This is a genomic window from Enterobacter sp. BIGb0383, assembly GCF_003751845.1.
In the GTDB taxonomy this organism is placed as follows: domain Bacteria; phylum Pseudomonadota; class Gammaproteobacteria; order Enterobacterales; family Enterobacteriaceae; genus BIGb0383.
Genome location: NZ_RJKQ01000008.1, coordinates 72,111 through 92,738 on the forward strand (window position 1 = coordinate 72,111; position 20,628 = coordinate 92,738).

General features: G+C 58.3%; 20 protein-coding genes. 13 read left to right on the forward strand and 7 right to left on the reverse strand.

Annotated elements, in window-relative coordinates:
• Positions 1-73 precede the first annotated feature (73 nt).
• Positions 74-304 (reverse strand): SymE family type I addiction module toxin, encoded by a 231-nt coding sequence (locus EDF81_RS23150; protein WP_404851513.1) that lies wholly within the window; start codon positions 302-304, stop codon positions 74-76.
• Positions 305-825: 521 nt separating this feature from the next.
• Here EDF81_RS23150 and EDF81_RS23155 point away from each other — a divergent pair.
• From EDF81_RS23155 to EDF81_RS23165, 3 genes are all read left to right on the forward strand, one after another.
• Positions 826-1,110, forward strand: coding sequence for a damage-inducible protein J (locus EDF81_RS23155; RefSeq protein WP_123350520.1), 285 nt, complete (start codon positions 826-828; stop codon positions 1,108-1,110).
• Positions 1,107-1,412 carry a type II toxin-antitoxin system RelE/ParE family toxin gene (locus tag EDF81_RS23160; RefSeq protein WP_123350521.1) on the forward strand — a complete coding sequence of 102 codons (306 nt, stop codon included), beginning with the start codon at positions 1,107-1,109 and terminating at the stop codon, positions 1,410-1,412. The genes EDF81_RS23155 and EDF81_RS23160 overlap by 4 nt, the downstream gene beginning before the upstream one ends.
• A 125-nt stretch (positions 1,413-1,537) precedes the next feature.
• Entirely contained in the window at positions 1,538-2,437 is a 900-nt protein-coding gene (locus EDF81_RS23165; protein WP_123350522.1) for a carboxylate/amino acid/amine transporter, read from the forward strand.
• Here the strand turns inward: EDF81_RS23165 and metR are convergent.
• Entirely contained in the window at positions 2,325-3,278 is a 954-nt protein-coding gene (gene metR, locus EDF81_RS23170) for an HTH-type transcriptional regulator MetR (protein WP_123350523.1), read from the reverse strand. The genes EDF81_RS23165 and metR overlap by 113 nt on opposite strands.
• Positions 3,279-3,512: 234 nt before the next feature.
• Here metR and metE point away from each other — a divergent pair, with 234 nt between their 5' ends.
• Complete coding sequence (gene metE / locus EDF81_RS23175) at positions 3,513-5,774, forward strand: 5-methyltetrahydropteroyltriglutamate--homocysteine S-methyltransferase (RefSeq protein ID WP_123350524.1); 2,262 nt, start codon at positions 3,513-3,515, stop codon at positions 5,772-5,774.
• Between the two features lie 32 nt (positions 5,775-5,806).
• Here metE and EDF81_RS23180 read toward each other — a convergent pair whose 3' ends face one another.
• The 4 genes from EDF81_RS23180 to EDF81_RS23195 form a co-directional block, all read right to left on the reverse strand.
• Positions 5,807-6,643: a PRD domain-containing protein gene (locus EDF81_RS23180; protein WP_123350525.1), complete on the reverse strand. Its 837-nt coding sequence runs from the start codon at positions 6,641-6,643 to the stop codon at positions 5,807-5,809.
• A gap of 26 nt (positions 6,644-6,669) precedes the next feature.
• Positions 6,670-8,133, reverse strand: a complete 1,464-nt coding sequence (locus tag EDF81_RS23185) for a glycoside hydrolase family 1 protein (RefSeq protein WP_123350526.1) — start codon at positions 8,131-8,133, stop codon at positions 6,670-6,672.
• Positions 8,133-9,953, reverse strand: a complete 1,821-nt coding sequence (locus tag EDF81_RS23190; protein ID WP_123350527.1) for a beta-glucoside-specific PTS transporter subunit IIABC — start codon at positions 9,951-9,953, stop codon at positions 8,133-8,135. The genes EDF81_RS23185 and EDF81_RS23190 overlap by 1 nt, the downstream gene beginning before the upstream one ends.
• Positions 9,954-10,146: 193 nt before the next feature.
• Positions 10,147-10,920 (reverse strand): DeoR/GlpR family DNA-binding transcription regulator, encoded by a 774-nt coding sequence (locus tag EDF81_RS23195; RefSeq protein ID WP_123350528.1) that lies wholly within the window; start codon positions 10,918-10,920, stop codon positions 10,147-10,149.
• A gap of 134 nt (positions 10,921-11,054) precedes the next feature.
• Here EDF81_RS23195 and EDF81_RS23200 point away from each other — a divergent pair, with 134 nt between their 5' ends.
• From EDF81_RS23200 to EDF81_RS23220, 6 genes are read left to right on the forward strand one after another with little or no spacing between them, the layout of a single operon-like run.
• On the forward strand, positions 11,055-12,032 hold the full coding sequence (locus tag EDF81_RS23200) for an ABC transporter substrate-binding protein (protein ID WP_123350529.1): 978 nt from the start codon (positions 11,055-11,057) through the stop codon (positions 12,030-12,032).
• A gap of 12 nt (positions 12,033-12,044) precedes the next feature.
• Positions 12,045-12,890 (forward strand): iron ABC transporter permease, encoded by an 846-nt coding sequence (locus EDF81_RS24305; RefSeq protein WP_260232766.1) that lies wholly within the window; start codon positions 12,045-12,047, stop codon positions 12,888-12,890.
• Positions 12,863-13,747 carry an iron ABC transporter permease gene (locus tag EDF81_RS24310; protein ID WP_260232767.1) on the forward strand — a complete coding sequence of 295 codons (885 nt, stop codon included), beginning with the start codon at positions 12,863-12,865 and terminating at the stop codon, positions 13,745-13,747. The genes EDF81_RS24305 and EDF81_RS24310 overlap by 28 nt, the downstream gene beginning before the upstream one ends.
• Positions 13,735-14,763, forward strand: coding sequence for an ABC transporter ATP-binding protein (locus EDF81_RS23210; RefSeq protein WP_123350530.1), 1,029 nt, complete (start codon positions 13,735-13,737; stop codon positions 14,761-14,763). Before EDF81_RS24310 ends, EDF81_RS23210 begins: the two co-directional genes overlap by 13 nt.
• Positions 14,760-15,818 carry an MBL fold metallo-hydrolase gene (locus tag EDF81_RS23215; RefSeq protein ID WP_184999584.1) on the forward strand — a complete coding sequence of 353 codons (1,059 nt, stop codon included), beginning with the start codon at positions 14,760-14,762 and terminating at the stop codon, positions 15,816-15,818. Before EDF81_RS23210 ends, EDF81_RS23215 begins: the two co-directional genes overlap by 4 nt.
• The gene (locus EDF81_RS23220) at positions 15,809-16,366 is read left to right on the forward strand and encodes a histidine phosphatase family protein (protein WP_123350532.1); all 558 of its coding nucleotides are present in this window, start codon (positions 15,809-15,811) and stop codon (positions 16,364-16,366) included. Before EDF81_RS23215 ends, EDF81_RS23220 begins: the two co-directional genes overlap by 10 nt.
• A 19-nt stretch (positions 16,367-16,385) precedes the next feature.
• On the opposite strand, the gene EDF81_RS23225 is transcribed toward EDF81_RS23220, so the two are convergent.
• On the reverse strand, positions 16,386-17,192 hold the full coding sequence (locus EDF81_RS23225; protein ID WP_123350533.1) for a dienelactone hydrolase family protein: 807 nt from the start codon (positions 17,190-17,192) through the stop codon (positions 16,386-16,388).
• 254 nt (positions 17,193-17,446) lie between these two features.
• Between EDF81_RS23225 and udp the strand changes: the two genes are divergently transcribed.
• From udp to ubiE, 3 genes are all read left to right on the forward strand, one after another.
• Positions 17,447-18,208: a uridine phosphorylase gene (udp, locus tag EDF81_RS23230; RefSeq protein WP_123350534.1), complete on the forward strand. Its 762-nt coding sequence runs from the start codon at positions 17,447-17,449 to the stop codon at positions 18,206-18,208.
• A 137-nt stretch (positions 18,209-18,345) separates the two neighbouring features.
• On the forward strand, positions 18,346-19,800 hold the full coding sequence (gene rmuC / locus EDF81_RS23235; RefSeq protein WP_123350535.1) for a DNA recombination protein RmuC: 1,455 nt from the start codon (positions 18,346-18,348) through the stop codon (positions 19,798-19,800).
• Positions 19,801-19,871: 71 nt separating this feature from the next.
• Positions 19,872-20,627 (forward strand): bifunctional demethylmenaquinone methyltransferase/2-methoxy-6-polyprenyl-1,4-benzoquinol methylase UbiE, encoded by a 756-nt coding sequence (gene ubiE, locus EDF81_RS23240; protein ID WP_123350536.1) that lies wholly within the window; start codon positions 19,872-19,874, stop codon positions 20,625-20,627.
• The last annotated feature ends 1 nt before the right edge of the window (position 20,628 follow it).

The window sequence follows — 20,628 nt, forward strand, 5'->3', positions numbered from 1 at the left end:
CATCCACTGGTTTGGCGTAAAGGGTGTAATGAGAGAGTCCCGGCCATTCAGGCCGGGAGCGTTTTATCAGTTCTTACACCGCGTTCCCATTACCCCGCTTCACCACCGGCACATCGCCGGTATCGTTAATCGCACCGGGAAATGCTTTGATCCACTGATTCATCTTCCGTTTGCTGAATTTGGCGACGCTTAACCCTTCCGCGCAGCCCCACAGCTCGCGGGTATTCTGGGTGGTGATCACAATACAGTCCGGCATCACCCGGATTTTGACTGGTATACCCGGCGTAAAGCCCGCCTGTGAAATCTATTCCCCCTGGAGCGGAATGTAATTATTACGCGCGCGATCGTAAAACTCGCAGCGGGTAGGGGACTGTGGTGCTTTAGTTGCGGCAACTTCTGACTTAAAATCACGGTCAGCCATAATTAACTCCTGTTTAGTTAGTTGTGGTTAGCGGGGTTGAAGTGCGCTAACACTTCAGCCCCGCGCTAATACATTATTCCTGTTTCTTTCGCGACCACTTAACGGGTCCGCGCCGCTAGCCTCTTAGGGACTCAGCACCCGGTAAAGAACGACCTGATTCATGGACTCTTTACACGATCCTGTTAAGCAGATCCTACTTAAAACAGGCCCTGGTATGGTGTTGAGACAATAAAGGGAAATCCCTGGTTATATTGTATAAATGCGATGAGAAGGGCAGAAACGGTGTGAAATTATGAACACGGCGGGTGCGCACTGCTGCATGCATCAGCCAGGAAGAAGACCTGACAAGCCTGCAAATAACGGCCATAATGACACCACATCTGACACCACAAAGGGAGTGCGGAATGAGCACAATCCACTTCAGAATTGATGAAGAAACCAAGCGTCTGGCGATGCAGGCAGCAGAGCGCCAGAAAATAAGTCTGACGGAAATTATGCGTCAGCGTGCCGAAGAACTGGCAGCAGAAGAGCGTCAGTATCAGTCTGGCGAGCACGACGTCTGGCTGGAGCAGGAGATAGCCCTGGCATTTAGTCGCTATGATGCCGGTGAAAGCCAGTTCATCAGCGATGACGAAATGAACAGCCATATGGATAAACTGAAAGCGCAGGCCGCGCGAGGTAAGCTGTGACAGCAGAGATTCTGTGGGAAACAGGGGCGCGGGCGGACAGGGAAGCCATCTTCCGCTATTTGTACCAGGAAGCGGGTCTGCCAGTCGCCAGTGCGACAGATGATAAACTCGTCAGTATGGTTAGCATCCTCAGGGAAAATCCCCTGGCAGGCGTTAAAGCCGGGAAAACAGCAAAACAGCGTAAGCTTGTTGTTCCCCGCTTCCCGTTTATCATCGTTTATGTTGCGGAAAAAACGGCGGTGCGTATCCTGCGGATTTTGCATACATCCCGAAAAATTGCGGGCCGCTACGGCAAACGTTAGTGGAGTTGCCCCTGCTTTTTAGATTTACCATTGATTAATATACAACCACTCGTCAACCAAATACCCACGCATCCTCTTATCAGCTTCGCTACAATGTGCCCTCACTCCTTCTGAGAGACAGCACCGTGCCGTTACTGATCGTTACCACAATTCTGTGGGCATTTTCCTTTAGCCTGATTGGCGAATACCTCGCCGGGCAGGTCGATAGCTACTTCTCGGTGCTGATGCGCGTCGGGCTGGCGATGCTGGTGTTCCTGCCGTTTCTGCGTCCGCGCGGGCAGAGCCTGAAAGTTCTGTCGCTCTATATGCTGGTCGGGGCGATGCAGCTGGGCATCATGTATCTGTTTAGCTTCCAGGCCTATCTGTACCTGTCGGTGACGGAATTCCTGCTGTTTACCGTGCTGACGCCGCTCTATATCACCCTGATTTACGATGTGCTTAGCCGTCGTCGGCTGCGCTGGGGCTACGCGCTTAGCGCGCTGCTGGCGGTGATTGGTGCGGCTATTATTCGCTACGACAAAGTCAGCGATCATTTCTGGACCGGCCTGATGTTTGTCCAGTTGGCGAACATCAGCTTTGCTATCGGGATGGTGGGCTATAAGCGTCTGATGGAAGTGCATCCGATGCCGCAGCACAACGCCTTTGCCTGGTTCTATACCGGCGCGTTTGTGGTGGCGGTGATCGCCTGGTTTATGCTCGGGAATCCGCAGAAACTGCCGACCACCACGCTGCAGTGGGGCGTGCTGATCTGGCTGGGTGCGGTGGCATCAGGGCTGGGCTACTTTATGTGGAACTACGGGGCCACTCAGGTCGATGCCGGTACGCTGGGCATTATGAATAACGTACACGTCCCGGCCGGGCTGCTGGTTAACCTGGCCATCTGGCAGGAGCAGCCGCACTGGCCGAGCTTTATTATTGGCGGGTCGGTGATAATGGCGTCGCTGTGGGTCCATCGCCGCTGGGTCGCTCCGCGCTCCGCACAAACGGGAGATGATCGCAGGCGTGGTTCCGCGCTGAGCGAATAAAGGCCTCCGTTACCGGCTGACGCTGCTCGCCATCGCGCACGGCGGCGTACAGTCGGCTCCACAATCCCTCGCCCAGGGTTTTGGTTACTACCAGACCCTGGCGCTCAAAACTCTCCACCACCCAGTGCGGCAGCGCCGCGAGGCCCATCCGGGCAGACACCATCTGAATCAGCAGCAGGGTATTGTCGACGTTTTTCAGCTGTGGGCTGATACCGGCCGGCTGCAGGAAGTGACGCCAGATATCCAGACGCTGGCGCTGGACCGGGTAGATCAGCAGCGTCTCATCGGCCAGATCCTGCGGCGTGATACGCGTTCTTTGCGCCAGCGGATGCTCCGGGGCCAGCACCAGACGTACTTCAAAATCGAACATCGGGGAATAGAACAGCCCGCTGCGCGGCAAAATATCAGAGGTCATAACCAGGTCCAGCTCGCCCTGTTGCAGGGACGGCTGCGGGTCGAAGGTCACGCCGGATTTGAAGTCCATCTCCACCTGCGGCCAGCTTTCACGAAACTGCTCAAGCGCCGGGGTCAGCCACTGGATACAGCTATGACATTCGATGGCGATGCGCAGTCGGGTTTGCTGCGGCTCACTGCAGGCCTGCAGGGCGCGGCCGATCTGCGGCAGGACCTGGTTTGCCAGCTGGAGCAGGATCTCGCCCTGCGGCGTAAAGCGCAGCGGCTGGCTTTTACGGACAAATAGCTTAAAGCCTAGTCGCTGCTCCAGATCGCTGAACTGGTGAGAAAGGGCGGATTGTGTCTGGTGCAGCGTGGCCGCTGCCGCCGCGAGAGACCCGCAGTTCCGTAACGCTTGCAGCGTTTTCAGGTGTTTAATCTCGATCATGAATGTCCTTCACTTCGGCGTGAACAATTTGCGCTTGAGGATTATACAGTACCTTCACAATATGGAAGTGTAAACATCTGGACGTCCAAAATCCTTTGTCTTTCGAATTTATGGTGCGTTGGCTGCACTCACTCGCCCCGGTCACTTACTGATGTAAGCTCCCGGGGACTCATGAGTTTGCCGCCTTCCCTAAATCCGAAATCCTTCGGATTTCAACCAATTAGGAGGCATAAAATGGCAATTCTGAATCACACCCTCGGTTTTCCTCGTGTCGGTCTGCGTCGCGAGCTGAAAAAAGCGCAAGAGAGCTACTGGGCGGGCAACTCCAGTCGTGAAGAATTACTGGCGGTGGGTCGCGAGCTGCGCGCCCGCCACTGGGATCAGCAGAAGCAGGCCGGGATCGATCTGCTCCCGGTGGGCGATTTCGCCTGGTACGATCATGTCCTGACCACCAGCCTGCTGCTGGGCAACGTCCCGGCGCGTCACCAGAACCAGGACGGCTCTGTCGATATCGACACCCTGTTCCGTATCGGTCGTGGACGTGCGCCGACCGGTGAACCGGCGGCCGCGGCAGAAATGACCAAATGGTTTAACACCAACTACCACTACATGGTCCCCGAATTCACCCAAGGCCAGCAGTTTACGCTGACCTGGACCCAGCTGATTGACGAAGTCGATGAGGCGCTGGCGCTGGGCCACCACGTTAAGCCGGTTCTGCTCGGGCCGATCACCTATCTGTGGCTGGGCAAAGTGAAGGGCGAACCGTTCGATCGCCTGTCGCTGCTGCAGGAGATCCTCCCGGTCTATCAGCAGGTGCTGAGCGAGCTGGCGAAGCGCGGCATCCAGTGGGTGCAAATCGACGAACCGGCGCTGGTTCTGGAGCTGCCGCAGGCGTGGCTGGATGCGTTTAAACCGGCTTATACCGCGCTTACCGGCAAGCTTAAGCTGCTGCTGACCACCTATTTTGAAGGCGTGACGCCGAACCTGGATACCATCACCCGCCTGCCGGTGCAGGGTCTGCACGTTGACCTGGTCCACGGCAAAGATAACGTGGCGGAGCTGCACAAGCGCCTGCCGTCCGAGTGGCTGCTCTCGGCCGGTCTGGTCAATGGGCGTAATGTCTGGCGCGCCGATCTCAGCGAAAAATACGCGCAGATTAAAGATATCGCAGGTAAGCGCGATCTATGGGTGGCTTCCTCCTGCTCCCTGCTGCACAGCCCTATCGATCTCAGCGTCGAAACCCGGCTCGATGACGAAGTGAAAAGCTGGTTTGCCTTCGCCCTGCAGAAATGCGCCGAGCTGACGCTGCTGCGCGATGCGCTGCGTTCGGGCGATACCGCACCGCTGGAGGCGTGGAGCGCCCCGATTCAGGCTCGCCGCCACTCTTCCCGCGTACACAATGCGGCGGTGGAAAAACGCCTGGCGGCGATCACCGCCCAGGACAGCCAGCGGACCAGCCCCTATACCCAACGTGCCGAGGCCCAGCGTACCCGCTTTAACCTGCCAGCCTGGCCGACGACCACTATCGGCTCCTTCCCGCAGACCACCGAGATCCGCGGCCTGCGTCTGGACTTCAAAAAGGGCAACCTGGATGCGAATAACTACCGCACCGGCATCGCCGAACATATTAAACAGGCGATCGTTGAGCAGGAGCGTCTGGGTCTGGACGTACTGGTGCACGGCGAAGCCGAGCGTAACGATATGGTGGAATACTTTGGCGAGCATCTGGACGGGTTTGTCTTTACCCAGAACGGTTGGGTACAGAGCTACGGCTCCCGCTGCGTGAAGCCGCCGGTGGTGATTGGCGATGTCAGCCGTCCGGAAGCGATTACCGTGGAGTGGGCGAAGTTCGCCCAGTCTCTGACCGACAAGCCGGTGAAAGGGATGCTGACCGGTCCGGTGACCATTCTCTGCTGGTCCTTCCCGCGTGAGGATGTCAGCCGCGAAACCATTGCGAAGCAGATTGCTCTGGCCCTGCGTGACGAAGTGGCGGACCTCGAAGCGGCAGGTATCGGCATTATTCAGATCGATGAACCGGCCCTGCGCGAAGGTTTACCCCTGCGCCGCAGCGACTGGGAGGCATATCTGGCCTGGGGCGTGGAAGCCTTCCGTATTAACGCCGCGGTGGCGAAGGATGAGACCCAAATCCACACCCATATGTGCTACTGCGAGTTTAACGACATTATGGATTCCATCGCCGCGCTGGATGCGGACGTGATTACCATTGAAACCTCGCGTTCGGATATGGAGCTGCTGGAGTCGTTTGAAGCGTTCGAATACCCGAACGAAATCGGACCGGGCGTGTATGACATTCACTCCCCGAACGTGCCAAGCGTGGAGTGGATCGAGGCCCTGCTGAAGAAAGCCGCCGACCGTATTCCGGCCGAGCGTCTGTGGGTTAACCCGGACTGCGGCCTGAAAACTCGCGGCTGGCCGGAAACTCGCAGCGCGTTAGCCAATATGGTGAAGGCGGCGCAGAACCTGCGCGAGGCGTAACAGAGACAGCGGAGGCGAAAGCCTCCGTTTTATCAGGCGTGGCCTTCCATCAGACGGCTGATATGGATGCTCAGCCAGGTCAGCTCATCTTTCGGCAGCGCAAGCTGATACTTTTCCTGCACATAATCGCGAATCGCCCAGGACACGGCCATGGCATCAGGGCGGTGGCGCAGCAGCTCCTGATAAAAATCTTCCGTATCGCTGGCGGCAATTTTCCCTGCCAGCACCCGCTCGGCAAAGTAGCGCAGGTGGGTAATAAAGCGCATATAGTTGACCGACTGCATATCAATATTGCGGTTCAGCTTATAGCGGACGATCTCCGCCAGACGGTTAACCAGCTCCACCTGTTGATGGGCGCTGGCGTGATTATCCCGGCTGGTGGCGTTGATCAAATGGAAGGCGATATTGACCGCTTCCTCTTCCGGCAGCTCGACGTTCAGTCTTGCGTTGGCAAGCTGTCTGGCCTGCTCGCCCAGCGCGAACTCCTTCGGGTAGTAGCGCTTCACTTCCCAGCTCAGCTTGTTCATAAACAGCTGGCCCTTTTCCAGCCGCTCGGCGGCAAACCACAGGTGTTCTGCCAGGGTAAAGAACAGCACCGAGTTCAGCTTCTCGCTAAACGCGGTCTGGGCCTGGCTGATAATATCGTGGGTCAGATCGAAAAAGGCCGCAGGAATGGTGTCCGTCAGCGAAAGAAAATGCCGGGATTTCAGGTCCTGAAGCGGAATAAAGACCTTTTCGACATGCGAAATATCGCACAGCGTGCCGGGCTTCGTACCGAAGCCTATCCCTTTGCCAAACAGGATCATCTCCTGTTGGTCGTAGTCGACCAGTAGCATACTGTTATTCAGCGATTTCTTTACGGTAATCACGGTCATTCCTGCGGCTGGTCGGGCCGTTAGCCCATATCGGCGCCATTGCTGGCGATCACTCTCTGGTACCACCAGAACGACGCTTTCTTCAGTCGTTGCAGCGTGCCTTTTCCTTCATCATCCTGATCGACATAAATAAAGCCATAGCGCTTGGTCATTTGCGAGGTGCCTGCGCTAATAATGTCGATACATCCCCAGGTCGTAAAGCCCATCACCTCAACGCCTTCGTCGATGGCTTCCAGCGTCTGCTCGAAATGGGCGCGGAAGTAGTCGATACGGTAGTCGTCATTGATTTTACCGTTTTCTACCACGTCTTTTGCGCCGAGGCCATTTTCCACGATAAACAGCGGTTTTTTATAGCGATCGTACAGCTCAAGCAGAGAGATTTTCAGGCCAACCGGGTCAATCTGCCAGCCCCATTCTGAGGCCGGCAGGTACGGGTTTTTCACCCCGAGTACGGTATTCCCGGCGGTGCGCTCGGCGTCCGGCTGGGTCGATTCGGTCATCGACATGTAGTAGCTGAAGGAGACAAAATCGACGGTGTTCTGTTTGAGGATGTCACGGTCTTCCGGGCGCATCTCAATATGAATACCCCGGCGTTCCAGATCGCGAGTAATCAGCTTTGGATATTCGCCAAAGACCTGCACATCGGCATAGAACATGTTTTCCAGATTCTTTTTCAGGGTCGCTTCAACATCTTCCGGGCGGCAGCTAAGCGGATAGGTGGTCAGCTTGGTCAGCATACAGCCGACCTGGCTACCCGGAATGATCTCGTGGCAGTCGCGGGTGACCAGCGCTGAGGCAACAAACTGGTGGTGCAGGCCCTGGTAAATATCCTGTTTCGCTTTGCCCGGCGCGCTCTTCTCTTCGCGGATCCCGGCGGTAGTAAACGGATGGCGATGGATACTGTCGATCTCATTAAAGGTCAGCCAGTAGCGGACCAGATCTTTATAGCGCTCGAAGCAGACTTTGCTGAAGCGGACAAAGGCGTCCACTACGTTGCGGTGCACCCAGCCGTTATATTTTTCGCTCAGCGCCAGGGGCATCTCGTAGTGGGAGAGGGTGACCAGCGGTTCGATATTGTGGTGGCGCAGCTCGCGGAACAGATCTTCATAGAACTGCAGCCCGGCTTCATTTGGTGCAGCGTCTTCGCCGTTCGGGAAAATACGCGACCAGGCAATCGAGACGCGCAGGGTCTTAAAGCCCATTTCGGCAAACAGGGCGACGTCTTCTTTATAGTGATGATAAAAATCGATACCGCGACGCTTCGGATAGAGCTCGTCGTTACGGCCATTAAACGCGTCGGCAATATTCTCGTCGGTCAGGGCCATATGGCCGCCGTAATCCTTCACGGAAAGATTCGGTTTCCAGGTGATCGCGTCGGCAACAGACGGTCCTTTACCGTCAACGTTCCACGCCCCTTCGGCCTGATTAGCGGCGATAGCGCCACCCCATAAAAAGTCTGCCGGAAATGTCGGTTTGTTAGCCATTACACTGACTCCTTTAAGGTCATGATAATGTGTGGATTATTACCCTCTTTCTTCGGGTTCTCTGTGCTCAGCGAGAAACGCTCGCCGTTGGTGACCACCATCATTACGACCGGATCAAACCCGGCGGTCCTGATGGCGTTAATATCAAATTCGATCAGCGTCTCGCCGACGCTGACGTGCTGACCTTCTGCAACGCGCGGGTGGAAGCCCTCGCCGTTCATTTTGATGGTGTCGATCCCGATATGGAAAATCAGCTCGACGCCGCTGTCGGTGAGCAGGCTGACCGCGTGTCCGGTTTCGAAAACGTTGACCACGGTACCGGCTGCCGGTGCCCGCAGGATGCCCTGCTCGGGAATAATCGCGATGCCGTCGCCCATAATGCGGCGGGAGAAGACCTCGTCGTTGACGTCATCCAGGGGGATCACCTGACCGTCGACCGGACGAACGAGACTCAGAGGATTATCCGCCTGGGCCACGACTTTATCGCGCCACAGCAGCAGGGCGCTGGCAAAGGCGACCACAAAGGAGAGCCCCGCACCGGCGAAGGCCCAGACGATATTCATCGCGTTATCGGGGGAGACAAACATCGAAATACTGGCCAGACCCGGCCCAACCAGGGCGAAGGCTTCGATGGCCATCCAGCCGATAAAGGCCCCGCCGACCACGCTGCCGATAATCACGCTGTAGAGCGCCTTTTTGTTCAGCAGCGTCACGCCGTACAGCGCCGGTTCCGTAATGCCAAACAGCGCGGAGATCCCGGCCGAGAAGGCGGTGGACTTCAATACCTTATCTTTGGTTTTTAGCGCTATCGCCAGACAGGTTCCCGACTCCGCAATGTTGTGCGCCAGAGAGGCGGGCAGATAGAGCATCTCGCGGCCAAACTGGCTCATCGAGGCGACCGCATAGGGCAGCATCGGCTTGTGCATCCCGGCGGCGACCATAAAGGGCAGGGCGGCGGCCAACAGACCGGTCGCGACAAACCCCAGTTTGCCGTACAGCCAGAGGATCACCGTTGCCAGGCCTGCACCCAGCTCATAACCCAGCGGGCCGAGGATCAGCAGGGTAACCGGTACCGTGACCAGTAGTGACAGCATCGGCGACAGGAAAATACGCAGCGCGCCGGGGGAGTAACGGTTAAAGAGTTTCTCCGTCTGGGCGTAAAACAGCACGCAGAGAATGGCCGGGAAGACCTGCGAGGCGTAGGCCACGTTTTTCAGATCGAAAGAGAGGAAGACGGTGCCGTCCGCCAGCTGTTTGGTCATCGCCGGAAGCACCATTACCGAAACTGCAGAAACGGCAACCAGCACATTCACCTTCAGCTTCATGGCGGTCGTGATCGCCACCAGAATCGGCAGGAAGTAGAGCGGCGCGGTGCCGATATTATCCAGCACCTTGTAGGTGGAACTGTCGCGGGTCAGCCAGCCCATCACGTCCATCAGCAGCAGCAGGGATTTCAGTACCCCACCACCGGCAATCGCGGGTACCAGCGGCTGGAACACGCTAATCACGAAATCGACAATCTGCGCCCCGCGTCCTGCGCTTGCCGTTTTTTGACCGGCGGCGGGCGCATCTGACTGTGGGCCAACCAGCGATGTCGCCGCCTCGTAAACCTGAACCACTTCATGGCCGACGATCACCTGACACTGGACGTTAATCCGCACGCCGAGCACGCCGGGGATCTTTTCCAGCGCGCTCTGATCGACTTTAGCATTGTCATACAGACTCAGCCGCAGGCGGGTGGAGCAGTGTTCTAAGTGTTCAATATTTTCCGCACCGCCCACGTGGGTGATGATGTCCAGCGCGGTTTGTAGATGATTCATAATCACGCCCTTTCAGAACCGGAAGCAAAAAAAAAGACCTGAAGCACTGCGCTTCCGGTCGGGAGGAGCAGTGCTTCAGGTCTTGCCTACGTAACGTAGTGACACGCCTTGTGCCGATATATCGTCTGGATGGGGGTAAAAAGTCAATCAAGAGCGTGGAATGAGAGTGAAAAGTTGTGAGCGGTTTAACAGCTCACAGCTTTTTCGCACGATCCCGGCACAGCCACTGAGTCTGTCGTCGGGAGAGCATCGCCTGCTGACGATCGGTTGGGGCACGGTCGCTGACCACATAGTCAAAATCCCCGACGCAGCCGTTACGGCACAGGGCCGTGCGGCCAAATTTGGTACTGTCCACCACCAGTACCGTCAGGTCTGCGCTGGCGATCAGCGCCTGACGCGCCAGCACTTCGTCATCGTTAAAATCGTACAGCTCGCCTGATTCACCGATTCCGCCCACCGATACCACCCCGACATCGACCCGGTAGCGGCTAAAAAAAGTCAGGGCGTCGCTGCCAATAATATCCAGATCCCGCTTGCGAATACGTCCGCCCGCCACCGTTAGCTCGCAGCCGGTAAGATGGCTGAGCGGCAGCGCCGCATGCAGATTATTGGTAAACGCGGCCAGCGACGCGGTTTCCGGCAGCGCACGCGCCACCATCTCGACGGTGGTGCCGGTGCCGAGAAAGCAGCTCTGCGCCTCGCTCAGAAGCTGCGCGGTTCGCTCGCCAATCCAGCGTTTGCCGTTGATATTGACGATCTCCCGCTGCTGATAGCCAATATTTTCGCGGGCGAAAGTGGCGACCATCCCGTGGCGGCGCAGCAGCAATCCCTGCGTCGTTAAATCCCGCAGATCGCTGCGCACGGTTTGCAGCGAGACGCCAAAGTGGTGAGAGAGCGCTTCAATGCTGGTTTCTCCGCGTTCTGTTACCAGGGCGACGATAGCGCTGCGACGCGTTTCCGGTGTCATGTTCCCTTCCTGTCACTCATTTTTCGCTCATGCTAGCGCGGCAAGATGACGTTATTACTACGAAAGCCCGCAGTCATATTTTTGTCAGATTTCCTTGTTTTAATCGTCGCAACGAAAACAAAGGGGACTGAACCATGAGTAAGAAAACTGCGCTGGCTGCGGCACTGTTGGCCATCATGAGCACCTCGGCTTTTGCTAAATCCACGCTGACGCTCTACACCAGCCAGCCTAATGAAGATGCGCAGATGACCGTCAGCGCCTTTGAAAAAGCCCATCCGGATATTGAAGTGAAGTGGATCCGCGACGGAACCACTAAGCTCACTGCTCGCCTGCAGGCTGAACTCGCCGCCGGAGGTGCTGCACCCGATGTCCTGCTGATCGCCGACAGCGTGACGATGGAGTCCCTGAAACAGCAGAACTTACTGGCGGCGTATCAATCCCCGCAGGCCGCCCGCTTCGATGCTCAGCTGTACGATAAAGCGGGCTACTACTACGGCACCAAGCTGATCACCACCGGGATTGCGTATCACACCAAAGCCCCGGTCAAACCCTCTTCGTGGCAGGATCTGCTCAAGCCTGAACTGAAAAATATGACCACGCTGCCGAGCCCGCTGTACTCCGGCGCGGCGCAGATCCACCAGGCCACGTTAATGAACGATCCGACGCTGGGCTGGCAGTACTACGAGAAGCTGAAAGCCAACGGGGCGATGCCACAAACCGGTAACGGCGCGGTAATGAGCGCGATTGCATCCGGCAGCAAAGCTTACGGCGTGCTGGTGGACTACATGGCGATCCGCGAGAAAGCCAAAGGGGCACCGATTGATTTCGTCTTCCCGAAAGAGGGCGTCAGCATTGTGACCGAGCCGGTGGCGATGATGAAAGACGCCAAAAACCCGGAAGGGGCAAAGGCGTTTATCGACTTCGTTCTGTCTGACGAGGGGCAAAAGCTGGTCCTACAGCAGGGCTATCTGCCTGCCGATGCGAAGCTGCCGGTCCCGGCTGGCTTCCCGCCGCGCGACAGCATCAAGCTGATGCCGTTCGATGCCGCGAAGGCGCTGGCCGACACCGATGCCAATAAAAAGCGTTTTGCCGACCTGTTCGGAAATCGCTAATCGATGACCACCATGACATTACGTCACAACGCCAGCAGCAGCCCGACCAAGGGGCTGCTCTGGCTGCTGCTTATTCTTGTCGCGCTGTTAAGTCTGTTGCCGAGTCTGCGGCTGCTGCTCTCGGCGCTGATCGACTGGCGACAGGGCAGCGACAGCAGTCTGTGGCGCGTTCTCAGCAACCCTTCTACCTGGGTCGCGCTCTGGAACAGTATTTATACCAGCGGGTTGGGGACGCTACTCTCTCTGCTGCTGGGTAGCCTGTTTGCTTTCTGTCTGGCGCTGACCAATATCCGCATGAAACCGGTGTGGGTGTTCCTGTTTATGCTGCCGATGATGATCCCGCCGCAGGTGACTGCCCTGAGCTGGCTCCAGCTCTTTGGCCCGAGCAGCATCCTGCTGAACAGTATCGGCCTGGCGCCGGGGTTTGGCAGCAGCAATCCGCTCTACTCGGCGGAAGGGATCGCGCTGCTGTTGGGGATCCAGCACGCGCCGCTGGTCTTCCTGGCGCTGCGGACTCAGCTTCAGTGTTTGCCGAAAGAGCATATCGAGGCGGCGCGGCTCAACGGTGCTTCCCTGTGGCGGGTATTCTTCGATATCGTCCTGCCGCTGTGCCGGACCGCGCTGTGGGCCGGAGCCGCGATTGCCTTTGTCTCTGCACTTGGTAACTTCGGTATTCCGGCGATGCTCGGCATCCCCATTTCGTATTTCGTTCTGCCGGTCCATATCTACCAGACGCTTTCCAGCTTCGGTCCGTCGATGCTCAATGAAGTTGCGGCGCTGTCGGTTCTGATGGGCGTGCTGGCGATCGGGATCGTCACGCTACAGGGCGGATGCAGCGGCGCTACGCGCTGCCGCTGATCGGTATGGCCGGGCGGGCGCTCGGTTTTACGCTGGGCCGCTGGCGTCTGGCGACAGAATTGCTGCTGGGCGCGGTGTTGTTCGCCATTCTGGTCGCGCCGCTACTGGCGCTGATCGCGACCTCTTTAGTACCGACGCTTGGCGTGCCGCTGACCGGTGAGACGCTAACCTTTGCCGCATGGCGGGCGATCTTCGACGAACAAAGCGCCACCTGGCGGGCGCTGACCAACAGTATGCTGCTCTCCGTTTCCGCCGCCTCGGTGCTGATGCTGCTGAGTCTGCCGCTGGCGTGGCTGCTGGTGCGTTTCCCCAGTCGTCCTTTGCGCTGGCTACACAGTTTGATCGATATCCCCTATACGCTGCCCGGCGTGGTGCTGGCGATTGCCTGTATTCTGCTGTTCTCCCGTCCGCTGCCTTTACTGGATATCAGCCTGAGCGGGACGCTGGCGATTATCTTCTTTGCCTATCTGGCCCGTTTCCTGACCGTCTGCCTGAAGCCGGTGCACAGCAGCATGTTGCAGCTGGATCCGGCGATGGAAGAGGCGGCCAGCCTTGCCGGGGCGAATTTCTCCCAGCGGCTGCGCCATATCGTGCTGCCGCTGTTAGCGCCTGCGGCCTTTGCCGGGGCGCTGCTGGTCTTCCTTACCGCGGTGAATGAACTGACGGTCTCGGCGCTACTCTGGAGCGCCGGAAAAGAGACGCTGGGCGTGGTCATTTTTAACCTCGACGAAAGCGGCAATAAGGTGCTGGCGTCGGCAATTTCCGTCCTGGTTGTGGCGCTGGTGGCAATGGTAATGCTGTTGCTGAGCGCCCTTGGCCGTTATTTACCCAAAGGAGTGATCCCATGGCAGAACTGAGACTGGAACGGCTAAGCAAAGTCTTCGGCGATCAGACCGTGGTGCGGGATTTAAGTCTGACGATTCCTCAGGGCGCATTTACCGCGCTGCTGGGGCCGAGCGGCTGCGGTAAAACCACTACGCTGCGTATTCTGGCCGGGCTGGAACATTTGAGCGAGGGACGCCTGCTATTGGGCGATCGCCTGCTGGCGGATGCCGCGACCCATACGCCGCCGGAGCTGCGGGATATGGGGATGGTTTTTCAGTCCTACGCCCTTTGGCCGCATATGACGGTGGCGGAAAACGTGGGCTATCCGCTTAAGTTGCGCAAGGTGAACGGCGCGGCCCGTCAGAAACAGGTTATGGCGGCGCTGGAGGTGGTTGAACTGGGCGCCTACGCCGGGCGTTCACCTCAGGAACTGAGCGGCGGACAGCGTCAGCGCGTGGCCCTGGCGCGCTGTCTGGTTTCCGAGCCGCAGGTGGTCCTGCTGGATGAACCCCTGGCGAACCTGGACCGGCATCTGCGTGCCACGATGGAGCAGACCTTCCGCGAATTTCATCGCCGTACCGGGGCGACCTTTGTTTACGTGACCCACGATCAGGCGGAGGCGATGGCGCTGGCCAGCCACATCGCCGTGATGCATCAGGGGGAATTAAAACAGTGGGGCGCGCCGCAGGATCTCTATCAGCAGCCGCAAAATGCCTGGGTTGCCGGATTTATCGGCAAGGGCAGCGTGCTGTCGCTGGCAACAAGGGGCGACACCCGGCATCTTGACTTCGCCTCTCTGCACGCGGGCTTCAGGTCCGGTGATAGTGGGACTCCGCAGCCGGTGCTGGTGCGCCCGGAGCATGTCCAGATTGCCGATGAGGGGCTAAGCGCGGAGGTCGAAAGCTGCATCTATCAGGGCGAACGCTATTTACTGGATCTGCGCCTTAGGGACGGACAGACGCTAAGCGCCTTCCACCACTCGCCCGTCGCGCCCCGAGAGAGCGTTCACCTGCGTTTGACCCAGGGCTGGCGTCTGGAGGCCGCGTGAAGATAGAGATTATCAGCGGTCTGCACCGCAAGGCCCCGGCGGCAATTCTCGTCAGTACGCCCGGGCAACGCATCCTGCTGGACGCGGGCGGAGCGCTGGAGCCGGATGAAGCCCCGTGGCCCGTCCCGAACGATCTTGATGCAGTCCTGCTGAGCCACGATCACGGGGATCATATCGCCGGTCTGAGCCGCCTGCCGATGGACATTCCGATCTACTGCAGCGAGGTCACCGCTCAGGCCCTGCCGCCGGGACGCAACGTGCAGCCCATCCCGGTACGCGGCCAGTTTCGCCTCGGCGATATTCTGGTCACGACCGGCAGCTGCGGTCACGCCTGGGGCGGGGTCTGGTTTCACCTCGACGTGGCGGGCGGGCTGTTTTATAGCGGCGATATCAGTATGGAATCGGCGCTGTTCCGCTTCGATCCTCCTCCACCTGCCGATATCGCGCTGGTGGATGCCTCCTATGGTCTGTACGACACCCCCCAGCGCCAGCAGATGGATAAGCTGCGAGTCCATCTGCAGCAGCCAACTCTTTGCCCGGTCCCGCCTTCCGGACGGGCCGTGGAGCTGGCGCTGCTCAGCGCACGTGAAGGCAAAACGGATATCGCGCTGGATGCGGCCTGTCGTGCGATGTTGATTCAGATGGCGGAGCAAAACGATGGCAGCCTGCAGTCTGAGGTTGCCGCCGAGTTACAGATGCTGGCGCAGACTTTGCCGCTGTTCAGCGCCGATGCGCAGCTGGTGCTGGCCGCCGATCCGGACGGGATAAACGGTATGGCGGGAACGCTGCGCGGTCGGGAGGACTTCCATCACCGAACCCTGTTTACCGGGCATATGAATCAGCTTGCCCGCCAGCAGTGGCTGGCAGGTGAGGTGGAGTTCTGCCGCTGGAATGTCCATCCCACGCTCTCCTGCCTGCAGGCCCTGGTTTCGCAGCTGTCGTGTCGCTGGTTCGCCCCTCTATTTACCGTTATTGATAGCCCGACGCAGTGGCAGCAGGCATTGAACTGCCACATCATTACCGACCCCATGATAGAGACGGAACGATGCCAATAATCTGTAAGCCTTTTGTTTTTGTTCGCCACGGCGAAACGCCGCTGAACCGCGATAAATTAATCGGAGGGCGGAGCGATGTGCCGCTCACGGAAGAGGGAGAATGGCAGGCCCAGGAGGCCGGAGCGCTGTTAAGCCGCTACCGCTGGAGTGGGATTGCCGTGAGTCCGCTCTTGCGCGCCCGGCAAACCGCCGAACTGGCACTGCCCGATGCGCCCTACGCGGTATTTGACGGTCTGCGCGAACGGGACTGGGGCGATCTGGAGCTGCGCCCGTGGTCTGAACTGACGCCTTATGAAGAGACGCCGCCCGGCGGGGAAAGCTGGGAGGCGTTTTGTACCCGCGTGGTCGACGCGCTGAATGCCATTCTGACACAGTATGAGCGTCCGCTTGTCGTGGCCCACTCCGGGGTCTTCCGGGTGCTGCGCCGCTATGCGCTGGGTACGCCCTACGGCGCGAGGATTGGCAACGTCGAACCGATGTGGGTTTCGCCGGGCCAGAGTGCAAACGAGTGGCGGATCCTGCCGCTGGAAGAAGCCGACGAGTGCTAACTCATCGGCCCTGATAAGGTTACTTTTTACCGTACTGAGCGAACCACGCCAGCATTCGCTGCCAGCCGTCGCGGGCGGATTCAGGATGGTAGCTCGGGCGGTAATCGGCATTAAACGCGTGCCCGGCCTCCGGGTAGACGACGATCTCCGCGCTGGCGTTTGCCGCCCGCAGCGCCTGGCGCATAGTTTCCACGCTCTCCAGCGGGATCCCCGTATCCTCCCCGCCGTAGAGTCCCAGCACCGGTGCATTAAGGTCGGTGGCGATATCCACAGGATGCTTCGGTGAGTTGATGCTCTTCTCGCCGGTCAGCTTACCGTACCAGGCCACGGCGGCTTTGAGCTGCGGGTTATGGGCCGCGTAGAGCCAGGTGATTCGCCCGCCCCAGCAGAAACCGGTGACCATTAACCGATGCGGATCGCCGCCGTTGCGTGCCGCCCAGCTGGCAACGTGGTCCAGATCGGCCAGGACCTGCGCATCCGGCACGTTATTGACCAGGCCGGTGAGCAGCGTGGGAATGTCGGCGAAGTCGTTGGGATCGCCCTGGCGGAAGTACAGCTCCGGGGCGATAGCGAGATAGCCCTCCTGCGCCAGTCTGCGACACAGATCGCGGATATGTTCATGGACGCCAAAGATTTCCTGGACAACGATAACCACGGGCAGATCGCCCCCGACCACTTTGGGTCTTGCGTGCCAGGCCGGCATGGTATCGCCCTGGGAGGGGATTGAGGTTTCTCCCGTGATAATCGTCTCTTCTGGGGTCTGAATCAGGGTTGCCGCATGAGGTGTAGCAGCAGGTGCAAATCCCGGTTGTTTGGTGGTTGTCATGGCAGTCTCCGTACCCTTTTTAGCGCGTCAGGTAACTATAGCGTCACGTCAGCAAACCACATTGCCCGAAAGCGGCTATCTTTTGTGCATAGCGCAGCGCACCAGACTTATAAATGTGATCTACATCTAATTTTATAAGTAAGATGATGCAATGCAATTTGCCTTGAGTGATTGCTATCACGAAAAGAAGCGCATGACTTCTGTAAAGTACCCTTTTGCTGCTTCTGACAAACATATTCACAGAGGAGTCACCTATGTCCGGGTCTGATGTTTTTCACCTTGGCCTCACCAAAAAAGATTTAAATGGGGCAACACTGGCGATTGTTCCGGGCGATCCGGAGCGTGTGGAGAAGATTGCCGCGTTGATGGATAAGCCGGTCAAGCTGGCAGCACATCGTGAATTTACCACCTGGCGTGCGGAGCTGGACGGCAAAGCGGTGATCGTTTGCTCTACCGGCATCGGCGGCCCGTCTACCTCTATTGCCGTGGAAGAGCTGGCGCAGCTGGGGATCCGTACCTTCCTGCGTATCGGCACCACCGGCGCCATTCAGCCGCATATCAATGTGGGTGACGTGCTGGTGACCACCGCGTCCGTGCGTCTGGACGGTGCCAGCCTGCACTTTGCGCCGATGGAATACCCGGCGGTGGCAGACTTTGAGTGCACCACCGCCCTGGTCGCTGCGGCGAAATCCATCGGGGCTACCACCCACGTTGGCGTGACTGCGTCTTCCGACACGTTCTACCCGGGCCAGGAGCGTTATGACACCTTCTCAGGCCGCGTAGTGAACCGCTTTAAAGGGTCGATGGAAGAGTGGCAGTCCATGGGCGTCATGAACTACGAAATGGAATCTGCAACCCTGCTTACCATGTGCGCAAGCCAGGGGCTGCGCGCGGGGATGGTGGCGGGTGTGATCGTTAACCGCACCCAGCAGGAGATCCCGAACGCCGAAACCATGAAGCAGACCGAAAGCCACGCGGTGAAAATCGTTGTGGAAGCGGCTCGCCGCCTGCTGTAGTTTTCCCTCCTTATCCGGGGCCGGCCTGTCCGGCCCCTGTTTTTTGCGTCACGCCTCGCAGGAAAACCCTTTCAAACTGGACATTTATACAGCACAATCTTTATTTTGCTGTGTAAGTCGTTCATGCAGGGGGCATTGTGGATATCTCAACCATCGTTAGCGCGGGTATTGCGCTGGTCTGTTTGCTGGTGGGCTGGCTGGTGGCGAGCTACCGCGCGGCACAGCAGCAGGCGGAATTGCTGGCTGAGCAGCGCGATCTCTACGGCGAACTGAGCGCGGCGCGGCAGCGGTTGACGCAGGGCGACCACTGGCGCGACGAATGCGAACTGCTGAATAACGAGCTGCGTAGTCTGCGTGAAATCAACGCCTCCCTTGAGGCCGATCTGCGCGAGGTCACGACCCGGCTGGAGTCCACCCAGCTCCATGCGGAAGACAAAGTCCGCCAGATGATCAACAGCGAACAGCGCCTGAGCGAACAGTTTGAAAACCTCGCCAACCGTATTTTTGAGCACAGCAATCGCCGGGTGGATGAACAAAACCGTCAGAGCCTGCACGGCCTGCTGACGCCGCTGCGCGAGCAGCTGGACGGTTTCCGGCGTCAGGTGCAGGACAGCTTTGGTCAGGAAGCGCGGGAACGCCACACCCTGGCCCATGAGATCCGCAATCTGCAGCAGCTAAATGCGCAGATGGCCCAGGAGGCGGTTAATCTGACCCGCGCCCTGAAAGGGGATAACAAAACCCAGGGCAACTGGGGCGAGGTGGTGCTCACCCGCGTGCTGGAGGCCTCCGGCCTGCGTGAAGGCTATGAGTATCAAACCCAGGTCAGTATTGAAACTGATACCCGCGGGCGGATGCAGCCGGACGTGATCGTGCGTCTGCCGCAGGATAAAGACGTGGTGATCGATGCCAAAATGACGCTGGTGGCCTACGAGCGCTATTTTAATGCCGAAGACGACTACACCCGGGAAACCGCGCTGCAGGAACATATCGCGGCGGTACGTAACCATATTCGCCTGCTGGGGCGTAAAGACTACCAGCAGCTTCCCGGCCTGCGCTCACTCGACTACGTACTGATGTTTATTCCGGTTGAGCCCGCGTTTCTGCTGGCGCTGGACAGGCAGCCTGAGCTGATCTCTGAGGCGCTCAGAAACAACATTATGCTGGTCAGTCCGACCACTCTGCTGGTGGCGCTGCGCACCATCGCCAATATCTGGCGCTATGAACACCAGAGCCGCAATGCCCAGCAAATCGCCGACAGGGCCAGCCGCCTGTATGACAAAATGCGCCTGTTTATCGACGATATGAGCGCCGTCGGGCAGGGGCTGGACAAGGCGCAGGATAACTACCGCCAGGCGATGAAAAAACTGACGACCGGGCGCGGGAACTTGCTGGCGCAGGCGGAGGCTTTCCGCGAGCTTGGCGTTGAGGTAAAGCGCGAGATTAATCCGGATCTAGCCGAACAGGCCACCGCGCAGGACGCAGCGTTTCGTCTTGAGGACGATAATGAAGCGGAAGAACATCATCAGGACAGTGACTTAGCGCAAGAGACGCCACAGACGCCGCCGGTTCGGCGATTTTCACAAGAGAGTTGATTCATAGGGCAATTGCGCCCAATCTGTTACACTTCAACCTAACACTTTCTTGATTAAGCAGGCACACACAGATGGCTGAGGATTCACAGGAAACAACGCACTTTGGCTTTCAGACCGTCGCAAAAACGCAGAAAGCCGATAGAGTAGCGGAGGTTTTCCACTCCGTCGCGTCTAAATACGATGTGATGAACGACCTGATGTCGTTCGGTATCCACCGCGTATGGAAGCGCTTTACTATCGATTGTAGTGGCGTTCGTCGCGGGCAACACGTGCTGGATCTGGCCGGTGGTACCGGGGATCTGACGGCAAAATTCTCCCGTCTGGTGGGCGACGCCGGTCACGTTGTGCTTGCGGATATCAACGATTCTATGCTGAAAATGGGCCGCGAAAAGCTGCGCAATCTCGGCGTTGTCGGCAATGTGGAGTATGTCCAGGCCAACGCGGAAGCGCTGCCGTTTCCGGACAACTCTTTCGACTGCATAACCATCGCCTTCGGTCTGCGTAACGTGACCGATAAAGAAAAGGCGCTGCGTTCCATGTATCGCGTGCTCAAACCGGGCGGTCGTTTACTGGTGCTGGAGTTCTCCAAACCGATTATTGAACCGCTGAGCAAAGCCTACGACCTCTACTCTTTCCATGTTCTGCCGCGTATTGGTGAAGCGGTGGCTAACGATGCAGAGAGCTATCGCTACCTGGCCGAGTCCATTCGTATGCACCCGGATCAGGACACCTTAAAAGCCATGATGCAGGACGCCGGTTTTGACAGCGTCGAATACTTCAATCTTACGGCGGGTATTGTTGCACTGCACCGTGGGTACAAGTTCTGAC

What these genes read in the sequence shown, in the direction of transcription:
- EDF81_RS23225 (WP_123350533.1), bottom strand. Translation starts at nt 17,192, where the DNA reads ATGACAACCACCAAACAACCGGGATTTGCACCTGCTGCTACACCTCAT.
- EDF81_RS23155 (WP_123350520.1), top strand. Translation starts at nt 826, where the DNA reads ATGAGCACAATCCACTTCAGAATTGATGAAGAAACCAAGCGTCTGGCG.
- EDF81_RS24305 (WP_260232766.1), top strand. Translation starts at nt 12,045, where the DNA reads ATGACATTACGTCACAACGCCAGCAGCAGCCCGACCAAGGGGCTGCTC.
- EDF81_RS23190 (WP_123350527.1), bottom strand. Translation starts at nt 9,953, where the DNA reads ATGAATCATCTACAAACCGCGCTGGACATCATCACCCACGTGGGCGGT.
- metR (WP_123350523.1), bottom strand. Translation starts at nt 3,278, where the DNA reads ATGATCGAGATTAAACACCTGAAAACGCTGCAAGCGTTACGGAACTGC.
- ubiE (WP_123350536.1), top strand. Translation starts at nt 19,872, where the DNA reads ATGGCTGAGGATTCACAGGAAACAACGCACTTTGGCTTTCAGACCGTC.
- EDF81_RS23200 (WP_123350529.1), top strand. Translation starts at nt 11,055, where the DNA reads ATGAGTAAGAAAACTGCGCTGGCTGCGGCACTGTTGGCCATCATGAGC.
- EDF81_RS23185 (WP_123350526.1), bottom strand. Translation starts at nt 8,133, where the DNA reads ATGGCTAACAAACCGACATTTCCGGCAGACTTTTTATGGGGTGGCGCT.
- EDF81_RS23210 (WP_123350530.1), top strand. Translation starts at nt 13,735, where the DNA reads ATGGCAGAACTGAGACTGGAACGGCTAAGCAAAGTCTTCGGCGATCAG.
- EDF81_RS24310 (WP_260232767.1), top strand. Translation starts at nt 12,863, where the DNA reads ATGCAGCGGCGCTACGCGCTGCCGCTGATCGGTATGGCCGGGCGGGCG.
- metE (WP_123350524.1), top strand. Translation starts at nt 3,513, where the DNA reads ATGGCAATTCTGAATCACACCCTCGGTTTTCCTCGTGTCGGTCTGCGT.
- udp (WP_123350534.1), top strand. Translation starts at nt 17,447, where the DNA reads ATGTCCGGGTCTGATGTTTTTCACCTTGGCCTCACCAAAAAAGATTTA.
- EDF81_RS23220 (WP_123350532.1), top strand. Translation starts at nt 15,809, where the DNA reads ATGCCAATAATCTGTAAGCCTTTTGTTTTTGTTCGCCACGGCGAAACG.
- EDF81_RS23195 (WP_123350528.1), bottom strand. Translation starts at nt 10,920, where the DNA reads ATGACACCGGAAACGCGTCGCAGCGCTATCGTCGCCCTGGTAACAGAA.